This window comes from Lysinibacillus sp. BPa_S21 (assembly GCF_023337795.1).
Lineage (GTDB): Bacteria > Bacillota > Bacilli > Bacillales_A > Planococcaceae > Lysinibacillus.
In genome coordinates this window covers 19,061-39,119 of the sequence record NZ_JALIRS010000011.1, presented here as the reverse complement: position 1 = coordinate 39,119, position 20,059 = coordinate 19,061, and the positions used below count along the sequence as shown (strand labels likewise).

The following is a 20,059-nucleotide window of genomic DNA, read 5'->3' as shown; positions in this document are numbered from 1 at the left end:
CTATTTCTTTATTTTTAATATTTTATTTGGATTTAAAAGTGAATCCGGATCAAGCACTTGTTTGATCTTTTCCATTACAAGCAATGCTTCTCCATGTTCTTTCTCTTGATATTTCTGTTTACCAATACCGACACCATGTTCTCCTGTGCAAGTCCCCCCTCGTTCAAGTGCATACATTACAATCAATTCATTAAACTCATCTGCTTTTTTTATTTCATTAGAATCATTCATATCAATCATTAAAAGAACATGGAAATTGCCATCACCGACATGGCCAACAATTCCCCCTGTAAGTGCTAATAAATCAAGTGCTTCTCTCGCATGAGCAATTGCACCTGCTAATTCGGAAATCGGTAAACAAACATCGGTCACCATTAGTTTTTTCCCTGGGTGTCCATGGACATAGGCGTAAGCTAAATTATGGCGCGCTTCCCACAGTTGATTTCGTGCTGCATTATCGGTTTCAAATTCAATATTTTCGCAATTGTGAGATGCGACAATTTCTTTCATAAATTCAACATCTTGCTTTAGGCCAGCTTCATTTCCATGAAACTCTAAAAATAAGGTTGGTTGTTCTTTATAAGTTGTTTGACTATGTAAATTTACTTGTTTCATTGAAAGTTCATCTACGAGTTCAACTCTTGCAATCGGGATTCCCGCTTGTAAAATACTAACGACTGCTTCGATAGCATCATTGACTGTTTTGAAGGATGCTCGAGCAGCCATAACATATTCAGGAATCCCATAGACTTTTACCGTCAATTCAGTAAAGCAACCAAGAGTTCCCTCAGATCCTACAAATAAACCGTTTAAATGATAGCCGGATGAAGATTTTTCTGCTAAATTCCCCGTATGAATCACCGTACCATCTGAGAGAACAACCTCTAAATCTCGAACCTGATCGCGCATTATCCCATATTTCACAGATGTTGTTCCGCTAGCATTTGTTGCTGCCATCCCCCCAAGTGTTGCATCTGCTCCTGGATCCACAGAGAAAAACAAGCCATATTTTTTTAGCTCCATATTCAACTGAGAACGTGTCACTCCTGGTTGAACTTTCACAAGAAAGTCTTTTTCCCTAACTTCTAAAATTTTATTCATGAGGGAAAAATCAACCGTAATCCCATGTTCATAAGGAATAACATGCCCTTCTAAGCTTGTTCCTCTTCCATATGGCACTATCGATACTTTATATTGATTTGCGATGTTTATTATGTTCCTCACTTCTTCCGTCGTTGCCGGAAACACTACAATATCTGGTAGACTGTCATGATGATACGATTCATCACGACTATGTTGTTCTAAAATCGTTTGATTGATCGTTACTTGGCTATCTGTAAGAACACTCCGTAGAGCAATCACTAATTCTTCAGTTGTTGTAATCATTTTATTCTCCCCCTTTTACGCTCATTCTTTCAAAATATTTAAATGATTTAAGTTGTTAGAAAATGTCATACCAATTTATTGAACTCTTCAAATTGGTCCAACCTCTTTTTATTGTACTAAATATTCTGAAAATATCAATAATTATAATTATATTTTTATTAAATTGATAATCATGTATGATTAAAACGTTTACAGTACTCTGTATTTGAAGGGAGTGACATTGGTCATGCCACAACCAAAGAAAAAAGCATATCAAGTAATTGTTGATCAAATAAGAGAATATTTTTTAAATGGGGAATTACAGCCTGGAGATAAACTCCCGACGGAAAGAGAATTAGCGAGTCGTTTTAATGTAAGTAGAACATCGGTTAGAGAGGCGCTTCGCAAACTTGAAATCAATGGAATTATTGAAATTAAACAAGGCAGTGGCAGCTTTATCAAAACACCAGAATACCATTCGTTAGGAGAAGAACTTTCAGCTACAATTGTAAAAACTGAAAAAAAACGAATATATGAAATGTTAGAACTTCGTCAGGCACTTGAAGTTGAATGTGCTTTTTTAGCTTCACGACGAGCCACTTCCGAAGACTTAGAACGAATTGGGAAAGCATTAGAAATGATGGATCTAGTTAAAGATGATGTAGAACTAGGAATTCAAGCTGACCTAAGTTTCCATATTAATATCGTTCTCGCGTCACATAATTCAATATTTTTACAATTACTCCAAACCCTAAGTGAACATATGCAAGACACAATACGTGTTACCCGAACACAACGCTTGAAAGATCCTGAACGTATGCAAGAGACCATAGATGAGCATAAGGAAATTTTCCTAGCAATCGCAGCTGGTGATGCCAATCAAGCCAAACAACTCATGGAAAAACATATTACGCAAATAAGACGAGAATTGACAGAATCGCTTTTAAGTCATATTGGAGAGCAACACGACTACTCTTGATCATTTTCATAATGCGAGCGGTTTTAAATTGTTCTTGTCAGCGTGATTTGGTAATAAAAAAAGTGAAAGTTTAATCACTGCTTTTTTCCGAGCACGAGACATTCAGTGTCGTCAAAAATTTTTACGAGGAATAGCCTTAAAAGTAAGACATGACGTATTTACGGATAAAACTGTTGAATCTTTTCTCTAACATCCGCTAAAAGAAGTTCAATCATGCCAGAAAAAGACCCGGATTCGTGTGGAACAAATCCGGGGTGTTTTGGATATTTTTATTATTTTGTTGATGAGATTTTTACTTTTATTTTATTATACTAACTCCAACCATGCGACTGCTTCACAATGCGTCGAATGCGGGAACATATCCACAGGTTGAATCTCCTGTGTTTGATAACCCCCATCCTCCAAAATTCGAAGGTCACGCGCTAGTGTAGCTGGGTTACAGGACACATAAACAAAGTTCTATCATTTACTAATCAATCACCCGAGCAACATCCCTACCACAAGTCTTGCATTTCCCCTTCAATACAGGGGCATATTCTCCATCTTCTATCGTGTACTTCACAATTGCCGTTACACCACAATTGCCACAAAATACGTTTTTCACGATCATTTCTCTGATATCTTTCGGTATAGAGAGCCATTTTTTTGCTGCGTCCATTATGATCGCTCCTTTAGAGTTAGTTCCGTAACAACCTCTACATGCGTCGAATGCGGGAACATATCTACAGGTTGAATCTCCTGTGTTTGATAACCCCCATCCTCCAAAATTCGAAGGTCACGCGCTAGTGTAGCTGGGTTACAGGACACATAAACAACACGCTTAGGACGTTGCTCTAAAATTGTCGTTAGCAGCGCATCATCGCAGCCTTTGCGTGGTGGGTCGACTACTAAAACATCCGCTTCTTTGCCTTCCTTATACCAACGTGGAATAACTTCCTCTGCTGGTCCCGCCTCGAAATACGTATTCGTAAAGCCATTTAGTGCGGCGTTGCGTTTTGCATCTTCAATGGCTTGCGGTACAATTTCAACCCCCATAACAGCCTTTGCTTTTTGTGCAAGGAATAATGAAATTGTGCCGATACCACAATAAGCATCAATTACTCGTTCATCACCCTGCAGGTCAGCGTAGTCTAATGCTTGTTTATATAGGACTTCCGTTTGTTCAGGGTTTACTTGATAAAATGAACGTGCTGAAATTTCAAAGCGAACGTCGCCAATTGTATCAATAATAACGTCTTTGCCCCACAGGTTTACGGTTTCATCACCGAAAATAACGTTTGTTTTGTCGCTGTTAACATTTTGCATAATGGATGTTACATTTGGGACAAGCTTCTGGATTGTCCCAACAGCAGCTTCTTTTTGCGGGAATTTTTTCTTTTTAGTTACAAGAACAACCATCACTTCACCAGTTGCTCGTGCTTTACGAATCACTAGGTGGCGCAGCATTCCCTCATGTGTTTGCTCGTTGTATGGTTGAATTCCGATTGTCGCTAGTTCCTTTTTCAAGCCAGCAAGAATAGCGTCCGCTTCCCCTGTTTGAATCAAGCAACGCTCCATATCAACAATGCTATGAGACTTCGTTTTATAGAAACCAGCAATTGCTTGTCCTGCTTCATTCGAGGAGAAAGGAATTTGTGCTTTATTGCGATATTGCCAAGGCTCTTCCATGCCTTTCACAGGTAGAACAGGCGCATCAATTTTACCAATACGTTGCATAACATTTCGCACCATATTCTCTTTCCATTTTAACTGGCCTTCATAAGACAGATGCTGTAATTGACAGCCGCCACATTGCTTGAAATATTCACAAGGTGCCTCTACTCGATCTGGCGAGGGCTTGAGAATTTCTACAACCTTTGCAAAGCCGTAATTTTTTAATGTTTTTAAAACGTGTACTTCCGCCGTTTCATTAGGAAGTGCACCTTGGATAAATAATGGATAGCCATCGACCTTTGCGACGCCATTTCCATCATGTGTTAAATCTTCTATATAAACTGTTAGTCGGTCATTCTTTTTCACGGGTGCTGACATTCGTACATCCTCCATTTCAATCTCTTTATTGTAGCATGTTGTGGCGGATGAAAAAAGAACAAGGCTTCATATTAACTGCTTGGGTGTGTAGAGGAAGTGATCCGCCCTGACTCCAAACTGCTCGGGTAGGTCAAGAATGTGATCCACTTTCCTCCAAAACTGCTCAAGTATGCCAAAAATGTGATCCGCTCTCCTCCCAGACTGCTCAAGTATCCCCAAAATGTGATCCGCTCTGACCCCAAACTGCTCGGGTATGCCACAAATGTGATCCGCTTTCCTCCAAAACTGCTCAGGTATCCCCAAAATTTGATCCGCTCTGACCCCAAACTGCTCAGGTATCCCCAAAATGTGATCCGCTCTGACCCCAAACTGCTCAGGTATGCCCAAAATTTGATCCGCTCTGACCCTAAACTGCTCAGGTATACCAAGAATGTGATCCGCTCTGCTCCCAAACTGCTCGGGTATACTACAAAAGTGATCCGCTCTAATCCCAAACTGCTCAGGTATGCCCAAAATTTGATCCGCTCTAATCCTAAACTGCTCAGCTTGCACCAAAAGTAATCTGCTCAGCTTACCCGAATATCCGATTTACACGAGTAGAAAAAAGAGTCGCTAGTCGCGACTCTTCCCCTCTTTCCTTACTGTATGATAATCTCTTGGTGCCCACCAGAAAGCAGCGACTACCCCAAGGATGACGACTATAAATGGCGCATAAAAAATTAAAAAACTTGCCATAGTTTATCCCTCCTATGCGTGATTGTCTTCTTTTCCAGTCACATAATTTTTGTTGAAGAGGAATAATTTCAACAACAAGAACAGTGATGGAATCAGTAGACACAATCCTAAAATAAACGCAATGACGAGTGCAATCGCCATTTGAGTACTTGTAAAGCTATCGTAAATTGTTAAATACGGATATAGTAAATATGGATATTGTGCGATACCATATGCAAAGAACGCCACTGCAAATTGGGCAATCAACAACCCAACCGCAAAACCATAATTTTTTCGCATCCATATGAACACTACCGTAATTATAAATAATACGCCCGAAACGGCGAACATCCACCACAAATTCACCATATGATCGTAACTTTCTGGGTTGATGAATTTCATTTCGTACATAATGCCAAGCGCACTAACCATTAATGGTGCTGCCCAAGCAAGTGCATATTTTCGCATTAAATTTGTTGCTTCTCGATCCTTTGCTTTATGCGCATACCAAGTTAAAAACACGGCTGAAATATATAGTACAGCCGCAATACTCAACACGACAATACTCCAAGCAAATGGACTCGTATACAATGTCCAATAGTTCAAAACAGGTTGCCCGTCAACAATATCCACATAGCCCCCAGCAGCAATCGCGAAAACAACAGAGAGTGAGGCTGGAATGAGCAAACCTGTGATTCCATATGTCAGCGTGTAACCAATATGTCCACGTGTACCATATGATTCAAACGCATAGTAGGAGCCTCGAATGGCAAGGAGCACTAGCGAAATACTAACTGGGACAAGTAAAATCGTTCCATAATAGAAAGCTGTTTGTGGGAAAAATCCAACAATCCCAACAAAGAAGAATACTAAAAAGACATTGGTTACTTCCCAAACAGGTGATAAATAACGCTTAATAATATTCGTTAAAATGTGATTTTTTCCGATCAGTAGACTGTAAGCATTAAAAAATCCTGCACCAAAATCGATTGACGCAACAATGACATAGCCGAATAGGAAAATCCATAAAACTGAAATACCTAAAATCTCTAATGTCATATGATGTCACCGCCCTTTTCAGCATGGCGGTCTTCTATTTCTCGTTCAATAGGATTCTTTTTAAACATACGAACCAATACCACCATACTTCCTATTCCTAATACGGCATATACACCTGTAAACAACAGCATCATTAAATCTACATGATCACTCGTTGTGGCCCCTTCTGGTGTTCGCATTAATCCATATAAGATCCAAGGCTGTCGTCCAACTTCAGCAAGCCACCATCCCGCTTCAATCGCAATAATGGAAAGTGGCCCACCTGCTACAACAATCCATCTAAACCATCGTCTATGAATAAACTGCCAATCACGTGCTTTCCCGGTTACATAAAGCAGTGAAACCAATGCCATGAACATGCCAATAAACACCATGATATTAAATAGGTAATGAATATACAGTGGTGGTCGATCTTCTTTAGCAAATTGATCTAAACCAATTACCTCTGCATTTGGATTATTATGTGCTAAAACACTCAAAGCATAAGGTACTTTTATAGCATATTTTACTTCTTCACCATTTAATACACCAAAAAGTATAAGGGAAGCTTTGTCTCCCGTTTCAAAATGCCACTCTGCTGCAGCTAATTTTTCTGGCTGATATTCTGCTAAATATTTTCCTGAAAAGTCTCCAATAATCGCTGATGCAATGGAGAATATCAGCCCGACTTTCATAAGTAGGTATAAAGATTTTTTATGGTATACATGCTTAGAACCTCTAAGTAGACGATATCCTGCAATGGCTGCTAACACAAATGCAGATGTCATATAGGCTGTAACAACAACATGCGCTACTTTTGTCGGCATTGCTGGATTAAACATTGCTAAAAAGGGTTGAATATTCACAAGCTGGCCGTCCACAATGTCAAATCCTTGTGGTGCATTCATAAACGCATTAACAATTGTTATAAACACAGCTGACATCGATGCACCGACAGCCACCGGAATTAACAGCAGCATATGCTTTTTCTGACTATCGAAGCGATCCCAAGTATATAGATAGATGCCTAGGAAAATGGCTTCAAAGAAAAATGCGAACGTTTCCATAAAAAGTGGTAATGCAATTGTTTGACCGGCAAGCTGCATAAAATTCGGCCAAAGTAAAGATAACTGTAAGCCAATTGCTGTCCCTGTGACAACTCCGACCGCAACAGTAATAACAAAACCTCGTGCCCAACGTCTTGCCATTAAAATATAGTGCTCATCATTCTTTTTATACCCAGTCCATTGTGCAATCATAATCATTAACGGGACGCCCACACCAATCGTTGCATAAATAATATGGAACGATAAAGTTAGCTCTGTTAATGCTCTACTCCAAAAGACTGCTGATTCATTCACCATTTCATCGCCCCCCTAACTTCCAAATATTCTTCCCAGTATGGAAAGAAGCATAATAATTGCAACACCAAAGCTTAGCCAAATGAGCTTTCTTTCTTGTGATTTATACAAAGGCAACACTTCCTTTCCCTTATTCATACCCCCATTTTCCACTATTACAACGAAAAAAACCTTTATAACGGACCGAGATTTCGGTCTATTATAAAGGTTTCAAATTTTGTTCAAGTAATATACGCACATTTGCCAAACATTTTTCTTAATTCATTCACAATACCAATTACAGGTAATATTTATACCTATATATAGAATTTCAACCAATTTAGGTCATAAAATTTCCTTCAAAATTGGCGACTCGATCAAATTTGAGGCCAACCCGAGCAGTTTGAGGCACTACCTGATCACTTTCAGGCCAACCCGAGCGGAATGTACAATTACATACGGTCTTCCTCACGAATATCTGCTAGTGGAACAAAGATTTCAATGTGGCGCTTTAAGTTTTCAAATGTAGCAGGTGCATCTCCACCATACTCACCATCTAAGTTTAAATGTATTTCATCTTCAGTAGATACTTTCACGACACTTGCCTTTTTATAAATTACACGATCATCATTTAAATGCTCGCCTCTTAAAGCCATTGCGGCAAGCTGAATAAATTCAGGCAAGCTTACTTTTTTCAATACTAATAAAGTAAAGTAGCCATCGTTAATACTTGCGTCAGGTGCAAGCTTTTCAAAGCCACCCACTGAATTTGTTAAGCCGCATAAAAACATCATGGCATCCCCATCAAACACTTCGCCATCATATTCGATACGCATATGGGACGCTTTAATGGATGGGATCATTTCTACTGCTTTTAAATAGTAAGCTAACTGTCCTAGCATTGTTTTCATTTTACTTGGCACTTCATAAGTTAACTCTGTAATACGTCCGCCAGCGGCAATATTGATGAAATAGCGTTCCCCATTTAATAAACCAACATCAACCGGCAACGTTTCGCCTTTAATTATGATTTCAACGGCAGCTTCGATATTACGGGGAATATGCACTGCACGGGCAAAGTCATTCGTTGTACCCATTGGGATTAAGCCAACTTTCGGGCGCTTCTCGAATGCACTCACACCTGAAACAACTTCATTTAATGTGCCATCTCCACCAACTGCAATGATGATATCAAAGCCACGTTCAACTGCATTTTTTGCTGCAATAGTTGCATCGCCTTCACAGGTTGTTGCGTGACAAGATGTCTCATAGCCTGCTACCTCTAATTTTGCTAATACTTCTGGTAGATGCTTTTTAAACACTTCACGCCCAGATGTAGGATTATAAATGATTCTTGCTCGTTTCATAACATACCTTCCTGCTTCATAAGATTCTATTTCTTTCAACGAATTTTTCGTTTAAATGTTGCATTAGCTTCCAATCGTCAACCCAAACAAGGCATGTCCTCCATTCTCTGACATGTAGCCTTACGACTTATCATTATTGCAATGCAGCTGTTATTTGCTTTTTAAAATCCTCATAAACAAATGTCCAATAGGATTTGTTCGTCATATTCTCTTCACGAATTTCAGCATAAAGCGCTTTTTGTGCATCTTCAAATGTAGGATCTTCATTAGCAGGTAAACTAGCTCGTTTACTCACTACTAATTCCTGTAACTCTGGTGCACGGGGGCCCCATTTTCCAACAACTTGACCAGCATCATCTAATAAAATATAAACCGGAATTGCTCGGCCACCATTTGTTAAATAGCGATCAATTAAATCTGTGTCCGCGTCACGAAGTACTGTGCGCATGTCTAATCCTGCTGCCTCTGCAACTCGACGAATAATTGGATTGTTTAACATTGCGTCTCCGCACCAGTCCTCAGTAATTGTTAAAATTTTTGGTTGCTTGTCCTTCAGTAGTTCGACAAAGCCATCGTTTAATGGCACTTCGAAGGCATCATAAATACGAAAGCTTTCTTCTTTTAACGTCGTCATATTTTCCATATATTGTTGAATCGAAATCGCATCATTGAAATATTGTTGTTCAGTTTTCATTGATTGACCTCCTAAAGTTTTATCATGTTCTATTCTATATTTTGCTATGAATACTCTTTTAAGACAACTATTAAGTGCTAATTTGGTAATTATTAGCCATATTAAGTTAATTTATGTTCCATTATGGACGTTCTGGTCACTCGCTTACCAGGGTCAGCTGCATCTCATTATCCCCGAAGCGGAATGGTCACACAGTAACTTACCTAAGCACAATACTGACACTTACCTTGTTTTTGTATGTATAGAAAAAGCCAAGAAAACAAATTTGCTCTCTTGGCCTTTTGTTGCAATTGTCATTAACGTTTTGCAATCTCTTGTTGTAATAATTTGTTGACCATTGGTGGGTTCGCTTGACCTTTAGTGGCTTTCATAATTTGACCTACTAAGAAGCCAATAGCGCGATCCTTACCGTTTTTGAAGTCTTCGATTGATTGTGCATTATTGTCTAGAACTTCTGTAACGATAGCAAGTAATGCACCTTCATCAGAAATTTGAACTAAACCTTTTGCTTTAACGATTTCTGCTGCCGAACCGCCTTTTTCTACTAATTCAGCAAATACCTTTTTACCGATTTTAGAAGAAATAGTACCGTCCGTGATTAATTTCACCATTTCCGCAAGGTTTTCTGGCGTTAATGCAGTATCTTTTAGATCTTTTTGTTCTGCATTTAAGTATGCAGAAACATCACCCATAAGCCAGTTTGCAGAAAGCTTAGCATCCGCATTGTTAGCTACCATAGCCTCGAAGAAGTCTGAAATTTCTTTTGAAATAACAAGAACTCCTGCATCATATGGCGTTAAGCCTAGTTCTTCAACATAACGTTTTTTACGAGCGTCTGGAAGCTCTGGAATTTCTGATTTTACTCGCTCTAACCATTCATCATCGATGGATAGACGTACTAAGTCTGGCTCTGGGAAGTAGCGATAATCGTCTGTTCCTTCTTTAACACGCATAAGGATTGTTTTACCTGTTTTTTCATCAAAACGGCGAGTTTCTTGCTCAATTACCCCACCTGAAAGAAGAACATCCGCTTGGCGTAATTCCTCGTGCTCTAAACCACGACGAACATAGTTGAATGAGTTCAGGTTTTTAAGCTCTGTTTTCGTACCGAATTCTTCTTGACCGTATGGGCGGATTGAGATGTTGGCATCACAACGTAAAGATCCCTCTTCCATTTTACAGTCTGAAACATCTGCATATTGGATGATTGATTTTATTTTTTCAAGATACGCATACGCTTCGTTCGGTGTGCGAATATCTGGCTCAGAAACGATTTCTACAAGTGGTGTACCTTGACGGTTAAAGTCAACTAAAGAGTGATCGCCACTGTGAGACAGTTTACCCGCATCTTCTTCCATATGAAGACGAGTAATACCAATACGTTTTGTGTAACCATCTACTTCGATATCAACCCAGCCGTTTTTACCGATTGGTTTATCGAATTGAGAAATTTGATAAGCTTTCGGATTATCTGGATAGAAGTAGTTTTTACGGTCAAATTTTGTTTCTTGTTCGATTTCCATGTTAAGTGCAAGTGCTGCACGCATTGCGAAATCTACAACATTTTTATTTAGTACAGGAAGGACACCAGGATAGCCTAGGTCGATAACTGTAGTATTTGTATTTGGTTCAGCACCGAAATGGGCTGGTGCTGATGAGAAGATTTTTGAGTTCGTTTTTAACTCAACGTGTACTTCTAAACCAATGACTGTTTCAAAGTTCATGTTATTTTCCCTCCCAAATTTGAGGAACTTGTTTATGGAACTCCGTTGCTTGTTCAAAAGCATGAGCTACACGGTAAATTGTTGCTTCATCGAAATATTTACCGATAATTTGTAAGCCTAATGGTAGACCATTTTCCATACCGCATGGAATTGAGATGGCCGGCACACCAGCTAAGTTCATAGGAATCGTTAAAATATCGTTCGCATACATCGTCATTGGATCATCGACGTTTTCACCAATTTTAAATGCTGGTGTAGGAGATGTTGGTCCAATGATTACGTCAAAGTCTTCAAATACTTTGTCGTAGTCTGCTTTGATCAGTGTACGTGCTTGTTGAGCTTTTTTGTAGTAAGCATCATACGTACCTGCGCTTAGTGAGTAAGTACCAAGCATGATACGACGTTTTACTTCATCGCCAAAGCCTTGTGCACGTGTTTCTTTATAAAGGTCCATCAAATTATTAACATTTTCTGCACGGAAACCATAACGGATACCATCAAAACGAGAAAGGTTTGAAGACGCTTCTGAAGAAGAAAGAATATAGTACGCTGCTAATGCATATTTCGAGTGAGGAAGTGATACTTCTTCTACTGTCGCACCTAAGCCTTTTAATACTTCTAATGCATCAAGCACTGATTGACGTGCTGCTTCGCCCACACCTTCACCAAGGAATTCTTTTGGTACAGCGATACGTAAACCTTTTACATCACCAGTAAGGGCTGCTGCGTAGTTTGGTACTTCTACGTTTGCAGAAGTTGAATCGTTTGCGTCTAATCCTGCAATGGCTTCAAGTAAAAGAGCGTTGTCTTCAACATTACGTGTAATTGGTCCGATTTGATCTAAAGAAGATGCAAAGGCAACTAGACCAAAACGAGATACACGACCATATGTAGGTTTCATCCCTACAACACCGCAATAAGCTGCTGGTTGACGGATTGAACCACCTGTATCAGAACCAAGTGAGAATGGTACTTCGCCTGCTGCTACTGCTGCTGCAGATGCACCTGAAGATCCACCTGGCACGTGGTTTAAGTTCCATGGATTCTTTGTTGTTTTATAGTATGAGTTTTCATTTGAAGAACCCATTGCAAACTCGTCCATGTTTAATTTACCGATAGTGATCATACCAGCTTCACGTAGTTTTTTTACTACTGTTGCATCGTAAATTGGCATAAAGCCTTCTAGAATTTTAGAAGCACAAGTTGTTTCTAAACCTTCTGTAACGATGTTGTCTTTAACACCGATAGGAAGACCGAAAAGTGGTCCACGCTCTTCAAATGGAACTTTGTCCATTTCAGCTGCTTGTGCAGTTGCTTTTTCTTCGTTTGAAGCAAGGAATGCTTGTACATCGCCGTCAAGCTTCGCCACTCGTTCGTATGCTTCTTTTGTTAAGTCAGCGATTGTTAGGTTACCCGCTTTAATGTCAGCTTGTAGCTCCTTTGCTGAACGTTCAAATAACGTCATGAGGAATCCTCCTATGTTTTAGTATTACATGATAGCTGGTACTTTTACTTGACCATCTTCTTGTTCTTTTACGTTTAACATCATTACTTCGCGGTCTAAGCCTTTTGTTGCCACATCTTCACGCATTACGTTTACTAGTGGTAAAACATGAGTTGTTGGTTCAACATTTGTTGTATCTAACTCGTTTAGCTGCTCTGCGAAGTCTGTAATTTTACCAAGTTGTTCCGCAAATTTCTCTGCTTCTTCCTCCGTAATTGCAAGACGTGCTAAATTTGCAACGTGCTTAACTTCTTCTTTTGTTAATTTTGCCATTTTTCACACCTCCGAATACTCATTCATATCATTGTTTTTGTCGATAACAATAGGGTTGAATAAAGTTAACCATGCAAATAATCATAACATTTTTCATATTAAAAATCACAACTTTCACCAAAAATAAAGAAACTTTCACTACTATGACGAAGTGTTGTCTTTAGGGACTGTCTTAAGAGTCCTTTTTATAGACTTCGCTTTTCGGGAGTAAGGCGTGGATTGTGTCGCTGTGCTTTCTTTTATTTGTCGAGTAGGGGAGGCTATCCGTCGTTTCGAGGGCTTTTTCCGTCGCTCCGAGGAATCTTTCCGTCGCTTTCGCTTTTCTATCCGTCACTTCGGCCGGGCTTTCCGTCGCCTTTTTTCTTTCCGTCGATTCGAAGACTTTTTCCGTCACTCCGAGGAATCTTTCCGTCGCTTTCGCTCTTCTATCCGTCACCCTAAAGAGTCTATCCATCATTCTGATTAATTCTTCCAACGAATATTATCAAATCTCTTTTTTCTTCCACAAAAAAATAGTCAGCACAAGGCTGACTATACTTTAATAGATATGGACGTATGGTTCCTTTTCGTTGGCATTCTTTACGATTAATGCCTCCGGACCATTGATTGAGGTAATACTTACTTCAACATTGATGTTATCAAATCGTTTGATAAGAGCACCTGTTAAATATTGAGTAAAGCCTATAATTTCAAGCTTACCGAAGAATTGGATTGGCACTTCAATCGTTAGCTTTTGAATTGATTTATTTTTATAGAAGCCCGTTCCTACTACACTAGTATAGTTAGAAAAGTATTTATCTACATCTAGCTTAAAATTCATAAAGTTTTTACTATCATCTCGGTATACATCCTGTGTTTCGCTCGTTGGGAATAGTACATACTCTTCGTCAATCCCTTTCCAATCAGATACATCGTTTTGACCTGCTTTTGCTACGCCATAGGTAAAGTATGTTCCTGGGATTACGTCATTGCGAGCTTTTTGTTTAAACAAGCCTACTACAATCGGTATATCTTTCAATTCGTCACGACTTCTTAGGCGGGACACAATTTCAGCGGCCATTTTCTTCCCTTGCTCAACGAGTTTTGACTCCGGAATTGGTTGCTCAAAATAATCTCCGTATTTTTCTTTTTGGTAGTAATAAATAGAGTTTAAGGAAAGGCCTATCGATATACCGCCTAATTTTACTTTGTTATCACTAGTTTTTGTTAAATAATTTTGCTCAACAATATGTGATAAATAAATTGGGGCCTTTGTTGCACGTTCTTCTGCAGGCATTGAATCCGTCGTTGGGGGATTTAAACCTTCCTTCTTTTGTGAACTACGTGAAAGCCAATTTCCCACTGTGTTTTCCGCTAAATACTGCCCCTCTTGGAAGAAGTAGTTTTCTGTGTCAAACTCATTTTGAGAAAGACGCATTAAACCTGTTTCAACTTCCTTCATATCATATTTTGTAAAAACATTTGAAACTACTAATCCTCTGCTGGCACTTGGTTTGTAAGGAGTTAGTGTTCTATAATATGATTCATCAATCTGTAAGCTTGGAATAATAGTTGTTTCCGCTTTTTCCTGTTGCGTATCCTGTGTAAGCTCTGTTCCCTTCTCTTTAGAAGGCACACAGCCGACTAGCATTGCAGCAGCGACAATTGCTGGAATGAGTCGAAATGACTTCATTATTTTAATACTCCTTTACTGAAATTTCATACCTACCTCTTGGTAGAAAGAGACCTCTAAAATACCTCTACTTTCCACCAAGAAGCTAGGACAATTCATCTTACTTTACTATAATATTTGGCTCATCACCATAACATGTGGTTAATTTCCGCTCTGACGGGCGCTTTTCCTGAGCGTCGTACCAAGATGTGGTTGGTCACGAAGGCATTATCACAGGTGAAGCTAAGCCTTCTTTTCTCTATTAGTAATCTCCATGCATCCCCGTCACAATTTTTGGTGTTGAACTTTATATTTTTCATTATTTGGCGAGGTTAAATTGTTCGACAAGGCTGTCTTCATTCCAAACTTCAATACCTAACTGCTCAGCTTTTGTTAGTTTAGATCCCGCATCTGCTCCTGCAATAACAAGATCAGTTTTTTTGCTGACACTACCTGTAACAATACCACCTAACTCTTCTATTTTCGCTTTTGCTTCGTTACGTGTCAATTGCTCAAGTTTACCAGTTAATACAATTGTTTTACCTGCAAAAGGATTATCCCCTACAGCTACCTCTACTTTTTTACCTTTATACGTCATATTGACGCCTACATCAGCAAGGCGCCCGATGACTGCACGTGCATCCTCATTTGAGAAATATTCGACAAGGGATGAAGCCATCTTATCGCCGATTTCATGAATCGCCACTAGTTGGTCCTCTGTTGCTGCCATCACCGCTTCTATCGTACCAAACTCCTCTGAAACAATTTTTGCAGCTTTTTCACCAACATGTCGTATACCTAATCCAATAAGTAAACGCTCCATCGAATTTTCCTTGGAAGCCTGAATAGCATTGACTAAATTCGCCGCTGACTTTTCTCCCATACGCTCCAGCTCGACAAGCTGTTCTACAGTTAAGTGGTACAAGTCAGAGACATCATGAATTAAATCTGCACGTAATAATTGCTCAACGACTTTATCGCCAAGACCGTCAATATTCATAGCATTTCGTGATACAAAATATTTAATGCTCTCTGCAATTTGTGCAAAGCATGCAGGATTTACACAACGTAATGCCACTTCTCCTTCGATACGAATAAGTTCACTATCGCAAACAGGACAATTTTCAGGCATTTCATATGGTACTGAGTCCTCTGGGCGCTGCTCCAGTATGACACCTACAACTTGTGGAATAATATCTCCTGCTTTTCGAATAATGACTGTATCTCCTAGTCGAATATCTTTCTCTCGAATTAAATCCTCATTGTGTAATGATGCACGTTGAACCGTTGTACCTGCCACTTGTACAGGCGATAAAATAGCCGTTGGTGTAACAACGCCTGTACGCCCAACCGTTAAATCAATATCAAGTAATGTTGTCACTACTTCCTCAGCAGGGAACTTATAGGCAATTGCCCAACGTGGACTCTTTGCTGTATAACCAAGCTCATCCTGTTGCGCATAGCGATCCACCTTAATAACAATACCGTCAATTTCATAGGCTAAATTCGGACGGTTTTCTGTCCATTTTTCGATAAAGGCTAGTACATCTTCAATCGTTGAACAGCGTTGGCGCTCTTTGTTCGATGGAAAACCTAGACCCTCTAAATAATCGAGCATCTCTGCATGACCGTCGATACCGTATGCCTCACCATCTCCCCCAATTGCATAAATAAAGGTTGATAGCTGACGACTTGCTGCTATTTTAGGATCTAACTGGCGTAAAGAGCCAGCAGCTGCATTTCTAGGATTAGCAAATAATTCTTCTTCATTTTCAGCACGGAGGGTATTCAATTTTTCAAATGACTTTTTAGGCATATACGCTTCGCCACGTACTTCAATTGTAATTGGTTCCTTCAATCGAAGAGGTATTGCTCGAATCGTTTTTAAATTTGCTGTAATATCTTCCCCTACAACACCGTCTCCTCGCGTTGCTCCTTGTACAAAAACGCCATTTTCGTATTTTAATGAAATGGCAAGACCATCAATTTTTAGCTCGCAAACATAGGAAAAGTTATCACCGATTGCTTGACGCACTTTACGGTCAAATTCGCGTAAGTCTTCTTCATTAAAAGCATTTGATAGGCTGAGCATAGGGTAATCGTGCGTCACTTTTTTAAAGCCTTCTACCACAGCCCCACCAACACGCTGTGTCGGTGAATCTGGATAAATAAGTGATGGATTTGCTTCCTCTAATGCAATAAGCTCATGTAATAATTGGTCATAAACACTATCTGCTACGACAGGTTTATCCAGCACGTAATAGGCATGACCGTATTCGTGCAATAATTTATTTAACTCCGCAATGCGCTGTTCAATTTCGTTCATTTCATTTCCCCCGCTTACCCTTTTTCAATAGGTGCAAATTGTGCTAGTAATCGCTTAATACCAACAGGTTGTGGGAAGGCAATATCTAGCTCTGTACTATCACCTTCACCTTTTACACTAACAACCATACCTGTTCCCCATTTTTTATGGATCGCCTTGTCTCCGGCCTTCCAGCCAAATTGGTCTCCACCAGTTGTTTGTAAACGAGCTGTTGCAGGCTGTGTTTTCTGAATTGCTCCAAGTGTACGTTTTTGATAGCCACCTGCCGAACGATTACTAGAAGCAAACGGAACTTCAGGCTTAGAACCTCCTTTGGATATTGATTCTGTAATATCCTCCGAAATTTCACCTAAGAAACGTGAGACATTATTATAGCTAGAACGCCCAAAAATTGTACGACTTTGTGCACTTGTTAAATATAAACGTTCCTCTGCGCGAGTTATACCTACATATGCTAGACGACGTTCTTCTTCCATTTCATCCATATCATCTAGTGAACGAGAATGCGGGAAGATATTTTCCTCCATTCCAATGATAAAGACGATAGGGAATTCTAAGCCCTTAGCGGCATGCATCGTCATTAAAATAATATTACCCTTCGATGCATCATCTTTATCAAGTGCATCAATATCTGCAATTAGCGCTAGATCTGTTAAAAAGGCAATTAAGCTCTTATCATCACTACGCTCTTCAAAAGCCTTTGTTACTGATAAAAATTCTTCAATATTTTCTAAGCGGCTTTCTGCTTCAATCGTCTTTTCGTTTTGTAACATTGCACGATAACCAGATTTATCAATGACCTGCTCCACAATTTCTGTCACCGATAAATACTCTTGCATTTCTGTAAAGCCTTTAATCATCGCATAAAATTGCTCGGCTGAATTAGCAGCCTTCCCTGTAAGCCCCATGAATACAAGATCGTTCATGGCATCAAAAATAGAGCGATCTTGTTCAATCGCATAGCGCGCCATTTTTTCAAAGGAGGTTGCACCTATACTACGCTTTGGCTCATTAATAATACGCGCAAGTGATAAATCATCATCATTATTGGCAATGAGGCGCAAGTAGGCAAGTAAATCCTTAATCTCTTTACGATCATAGAACTTAGTACCACCAACTATTTGATAAGCCATATTGGACTTAACAAGTACTTCCTCCATCACACGAGACTGAGCATTTGTACGATATAGTATCGCAAAGTCATTAAATGAACGATTTTCTTTTTGAATAAGCTGTTGGATTGTTTGAACAACGAATTGCGCTTCCTCTTGCTCGTTATAAGCTTTGTACAATACAATTTTTTCACCATCGGCATTTTCTGTACGCAGTTCTTTTGGATAACGTGTTGTATTATTTTGAATGACGTCATTTGCCGCTTGTAGGATGCGTTTTGTTGAACGATAATTTTGCTCAAGCATAATGACTTTAGCATTTGGATAATCCTTTTCAAATGAAAGAATATTACCAATATCTGCACCACGCCAACGATAAATCGATTGGTCTGAATCACCTACAACACAAATATTTTTAAATTTCTTAGCAAGCAACTGAACGAGTAAATATTGGGATTTATTCGTATCTTGATATTCATCTACGTGAATATATTGGAATTTATTTTGATAGTATTCAAGCACTTCTGGTACACGCTTGAATAATGTAATAGTTGTCATAATTAAATCATCAAAATCGAGTGACTGATTGCGGCGTAGTCTTTTTTCATAACCTTTATAAACACGGGCAATTGTTTTTTCATAAGGATTATTTTCATTCATTTGACCTGCATAATCGTCCGCAGTTTTACATTCGTTTTTTGCTGAACTAATCGCATTTAAAATCGCACGTGGTTCAAAACGCTTCGTGTCAAGATTTTCATCCTTCATCACATTTTTAATAACGGATAGCTGATCAGTAGAATCTAAAATTGAAAAGTTACGTGATATCCCAAGCTGATCGATATTGCGTCGTAAAATTCGTACACACATTGAGTGGAATGTTGATACCCACATACTATCGCCAGTTCCATTACCGAGAATACCATCTATACGCTCTCGCATTTCACGTGCAGCTTTATTAGTAAATGTGATAGCTAAAATCTTTGATGGATATACTTCTTTTTCGATTACTAAGTATGCTATACGATGTGTCAATACACGTGTCTTCCCTGATCCAGCACCCGCCATAATAAGAAGCGGTCCTTCAGTTGTTTTAACTGCATTTTCCTGCTCAGGGTTCATACCTGCTAATAAGTTTTTCGTTAACTGCTCCATTTCGCACCGCCTTACAAACATTTGTTCTTATATGATTTATTATATATTATTTTTTACAGCCTTAACAGTCGCAAGTGCAGCTTTTAAATCTTCGTAAATAATATTACCCACTACTACTGTATCTGCATATTTTGCCATTTCCGCAGCTTGCTTAGCAGATGTAATACCTCCACCGTAAAACAGTCGAGTATTTTTCAGTTCATTTTTAACAGCACTTACAACCTCAATATCTCCATAAGTACCGCTATATTCGACATAAAATACAGGTAGTCTAAAGAAATTTTCAGCCATACGTGCGTAGGCAACAACATCATCAATAGATATATCCGTTTTTGCATTTGTTACTTGCGCTACTTTACAATTTGGATTTAAAATACAATAACCTTCAGCGACTAATTCATCCCATACCATAATATCTCCATATTCTTTAATGGCTTCGTGGTGTAGATTTTTAATCCACTTTGGATCATCACTATTCAACACGGTTGGAATGAAATAATAGTCATAACCGGGTGTTACCGAATCAATCGAAGAAATTTCAAGCGCGATTGGTACTTCAAAGCGTCTTACACGAACAAGTAAATCTAATACACCATCTAAAGTTACACCGTCAGTTCCACCAACTATAATAACATCTGTACCTGATTCACAAATTTTTTCTAGTGCTTCATCTGAAATATCTTTAGCTGGGTCTAGCTTGAACACATGTCTCCATTCTAAATAATCCATCTATTTTACCACCTATCATTTTCTATCTATTCGTTTACAAGTATAGCTTATGACTGT

Annotated in this window: 18 protein-coding genes; 2 read left to right on the top strand and 16 right to left on the bottom strand. The window is 39.1% G+C overall.

Annotated features, from left to right (window positions below; translation table 11 throughout):
- Nucleotides 1-1,386 (bottom strand): FAD-binding oxidoreductase, encoded by a 1,386-nt coding sequence (locus tag MOK21_RS18720; protein ID WP_249075473.1) that lies wholly within the window; start codon nt 1,384-1,386, stop codon nt 1-3.
- 226 nt (nt 1,387-1,612) lie between these two features.
- Between MOK21_RS18720 and MOK21_RS18715 the strand changes: the two genes are divergently transcribed.
- Complete coding sequence (locus MOK21_RS18715; protein ID WP_249075472.1) at nt 1,613-2,344, top strand: FadR/GntR family transcriptional regulator; 732 nt, start codon at nt 1,613-1,615, stop codon at nt 2,342-2,344.
- 306 nt (nt 2,345-2,650) lie between these two features.
- Here MOK21_RS18715 and MOK21_RS18710 read toward each other — a convergent pair whose 3' ends face one another.
- The 11 genes from MOK21_RS18710 to gatC all read right to left on the bottom strand — a co-directional run bounded on the left by MOK21_RS18710 (nt 2,651) and on the right by gatC (nt 13,029).
- Nucleotides 2,651-2,791 (bottom strand): hypothetical protein, encoded by a 141-nt coding sequence (locus MOK21_RS18710; RefSeq protein WP_374110246.1) that lies wholly within the window; start codon nt 2,789-2,791, stop codon nt 2,651-2,653.
- Between the two features lie 22 nt (nt 2,792-2,813).
- The gene (locus tag MOK21_RS18705) at nt 2,814-3,002 is read right to left on the bottom strand and encodes a hypothetical protein (RefSeq protein ID WP_249075471.1); all 189 of its coding nucleotides are present in this window, start codon (nt 3,000-3,002) and stop codon (nt 2,814-2,816) included.
- Nucleotides 3,002-4,375, bottom strand: a complete 1,374-nt coding sequence (rlmD, locus tag MOK21_RS18700) for a 23S rRNA (uracil(1939)-C(5))-methyltransferase RlmD (protein WP_249075470.1) — start codon at nt 4,373-4,375, stop codon at nt 3,002-3,004. The genes MOK21_RS18705 and rlmD overlap by 1 nt, the downstream gene beginning before the upstream one ends.
- Nucleotides 4,376-4,987: 612 nt before the next feature.
- Nucleotides 4,988-5,110 (bottom strand): cytochrome bd oxidase small subunit CydS family protein, encoded by a 123-nt coding sequence (cydS, locus tag MOK21_RS23820; RefSeq protein WP_283164798.1) that lies wholly within the window; start codon nt 5,108-5,110, stop codon nt 4,988-4,990.
- A 12-nt stretch (nt 5,111-5,122) separates the two neighbouring features.
- Nucleotides 5,123-6,148 (bottom strand): cytochrome d ubiquinol oxidase subunit II, encoded by a 1,026-nt coding sequence (locus MOK21_RS18695; RefSeq protein ID WP_249075469.1) that lies wholly within the window; start codon nt 6,146-6,148, stop codon nt 5,123-5,125.
- The gene (locus MOK21_RS18690) at nt 6,145-7,491 is read right to left on the bottom strand and encodes a cytochrome ubiquinol oxidase subunit I (protein WP_249075468.1); all 1,347 of its coding nucleotides are present in this window, start codon (nt 7,489-7,491) and stop codon (nt 6,145-6,147) included. Before MOK21_RS18690 ends, MOK21_RS18695 begins: the two co-directional genes overlap by 4 nt.
- Nucleotides 7,492-7,919: 428 nt before the next feature.
- Complete coding sequence (locus tag MOK21_RS18685) at nt 7,920-8,834, bottom strand: diacylglycerol kinase (RefSeq protein WP_249075467.1); 915 nt, start codon at nt 8,832-8,834, stop codon at nt 7,920-7,922.
- Between the two features lie 133 nt (nt 8,835-8,967).
- Nucleotides 8,968-9,528 (bottom strand): thioredoxin family protein, encoded by a 561-nt coding sequence (locus MOK21_RS18680; RefSeq protein WP_249075466.1) that lies wholly within the window; start codon nt 9,526-9,528, stop codon nt 8,968-8,970.
- Between the two features lie 296 nt (nt 9,529-9,824).
- Complete coding sequence (gatB, locus tag MOK21_RS18675) at nt 9,825-11,252, bottom strand: Asp-tRNA(Asn)/Glu-tRNA(Gln) amidotransferase subunit GatB (protein ID WP_249075465.1); 1,428 nt, start codon at nt 11,250-11,252, stop codon at nt 9,825-9,827.
- 1 nt (nt 11,253) lies between these two features.
- On the bottom strand, nt 11,254-12,717 hold the full coding sequence (gatA, locus tag MOK21_RS18670) for an Asp-tRNA(Asn)/Glu-tRNA(Gln) amidotransferase subunit GatA (RefSeq protein ID WP_249075464.1): 1,464 nt from the start codon (nt 12,715-12,717) through the stop codon (nt 11,254-11,256).
- A 24-nt stretch (nt 12,718-12,741) separates the two neighbouring features.
- Nucleotides 12,742-13,029, bottom strand: a complete 288-nt coding sequence (gene gatC / locus MOK21_RS18665; RefSeq protein WP_010857153.1) for an Asp-tRNA(Asn)/Glu-tRNA(Gln) amidotransferase subunit GatC — start codon at nt 13,027-13,029, stop codon at nt 12,742-12,744.
- Nucleotides 13,030-13,243: 214 nt separating this feature from the next.
- Here gatC and MOK21_RS18660 point away from each other — a divergent pair, with 214 nt between their 5' ends.
- On the top strand, nt 13,244-13,495 hold the full coding sequence (locus MOK21_RS18660) for a hypothetical protein (protein WP_249075463.1): 252 nt from the start codon (nt 13,244-13,246) through the stop codon (nt 13,493-13,495).
- Between the two features lie 72 nt (nt 13,496-13,567).
- On the opposite strand, the gene MOK21_RS18655 is transcribed toward MOK21_RS18660, so the two are convergent.
- From MOK21_RS18655 to pcrB, 4 genes are all read right to left on the bottom strand, one after another.
- The gene (locus MOK21_RS18655) at nt 13,568-14,701 is read right to left on the bottom strand and encodes a CamS family sex pheromone protein (RefSeq protein WP_249075462.1); all 1,134 of its coding nucleotides are present in this window, start codon (nt 14,699-14,701) and stop codon (nt 13,568-13,570) included.
- A 298-nt stretch (nt 14,702-14,999) separates the two neighbouring features.
- Nucleotides 15,000-17,006, bottom strand: coding sequence for an NAD-dependent DNA ligase LigA (gene ligA, locus MOK21_RS18650; protein ID WP_249075461.1), 2,007 nt, complete (start codon nt 17,004-17,006; stop codon nt 15,000-15,002).
- A gap of 14 nt (nt 17,007-17,020) precedes the next feature.
- The gene (gene pcrA / locus MOK21_RS18645) at nt 17,021-19,273 is read right to left on the bottom strand and encodes a DNA helicase PcrA (RefSeq protein WP_249075460.1); all 2,253 of its coding nucleotides are present in this window, start codon (nt 19,271-19,273) and stop codon (nt 17,021-17,023) included.
- Between the two features lie 39 nt (nt 19,274-19,312).
- The gene (gene pcrB / locus MOK21_RS18640) at nt 19,313-20,002 is read right to left on the bottom strand and encodes a heptaprenylglyceryl phosphate synthase (protein ID WP_249075459.1); all 690 of its coding nucleotides are present in this window, start codon (nt 20,000-20,002) and stop codon (nt 19,313-19,315) included.
- Nucleotides 20,003-20,059 lie beyond the last annotated feature (57 nt).

Excerpts from the sequence above, each read along its gene's own strand:
- rlmD (WP_249075470.1), bottom strand. The coding sequence starts at position 4,375 with ATGTCAGCACCCGTGAAAAAGAATGACCGACTAACAGTTTATATAGAA.
- MOK21_RS18720 (WP_249075473.1), bottom strand. The coding sequence starts at position 1,386 with ATGATTACAACAACTGAAGAATTAGTGATTGCTCTACGGAGTGTTCTT.
- MOK21_RS18655 (WP_249075462.1), bottom strand. The coding sequence starts at position 14,701 with ATGAAGTCATTTCGACTCATTCCAGCAATTGTCGCTGCTGCAATGCTA.
- MOK21_RS18695 (WP_249075469.1), bottom strand. The coding sequence starts at position 6,148 with ATGACATTAGAGATTTTAGGTATTTCAGTTTTATGGATTTTCCTATTC.
- pcrB (WP_249075459.1), bottom strand. The coding sequence starts at position 20,002 with ATGGATTATTTAGAATGGAGACATGTGTTCAAGCTAGACCCAGCTAAA.
- gatA (WP_249075464.1), bottom strand. The coding sequence starts at position 12,717 with ATGACGTTATTTGAACGTTCAGCAAAGGAGCTACAAGCTGACATTAAA.
- gatC (WP_010857153.1), bottom strand. The coding sequence starts at position 13,029 with ATGGCAAAATTAACAAAAGAAGAAGTTAAGCACGTTGCAAATTTAGCA.
- MOK21_RS18685 (WP_249075467.1), bottom strand. The coding sequence starts at position 8,834 with ATGAAACGAGCAAGAATCATTTATAATCCTACATCTGGGCGTGAAGTG.
- MOK21_RS18715 (WP_249075472.1), top strand. The coding sequence starts at position 1,613 with ATGCCACAACCAAAGAAAAAAGCATATCAAGTAATTGTTGATCAAATA.
- MOK21_RS18705 (WP_249075471.1), bottom strand. The coding sequence starts at position 3,002 with ATGGACGCAGCAAAAAAATGGCTCTCTATACCGAAAGATATCAGAGAA.
- ligA (WP_249075461.1), bottom strand. The coding sequence starts at position 17,006 with ATGAACGAAATTGAACAGCGCATTGCGGAGTTAAATAAATTATTGCAC.
- pcrA (WP_249075460.1), bottom strand. The coding sequence starts at position 19,273 with ATGGAGCAGTTAACGAAAAACTTATTAGCAGGTATGAACCCTGAGCAG.
- gatB (WP_249075465.1), bottom strand. The coding sequence starts at position 11,252 with ATGAACTTTGAAACAGTCATTGGTTTAGAAGTACACGTTGAGTTAAAA.
- MOK21_RS18690 (WP_249075468.1), bottom strand. The coding sequence starts at position 7,491 with ATGGTGAATGAATCAGCAGTCTTTTGGAGTAGAGCATTAACAGAGCTA.
- MOK21_RS18680 (WP_249075466.1), bottom strand. The coding sequence starts at position 9,528 with ATGAAAACTGAACAACAATATTTCAATGATGCGATTTCGATTCAACAA.
- cydS (WP_283164798.1), bottom strand. The coding sequence starts at position 5,110 with ATGGCAAGTTTTTTAATTTTTTATGCGCCATTTATAGTCGTCATCCTT.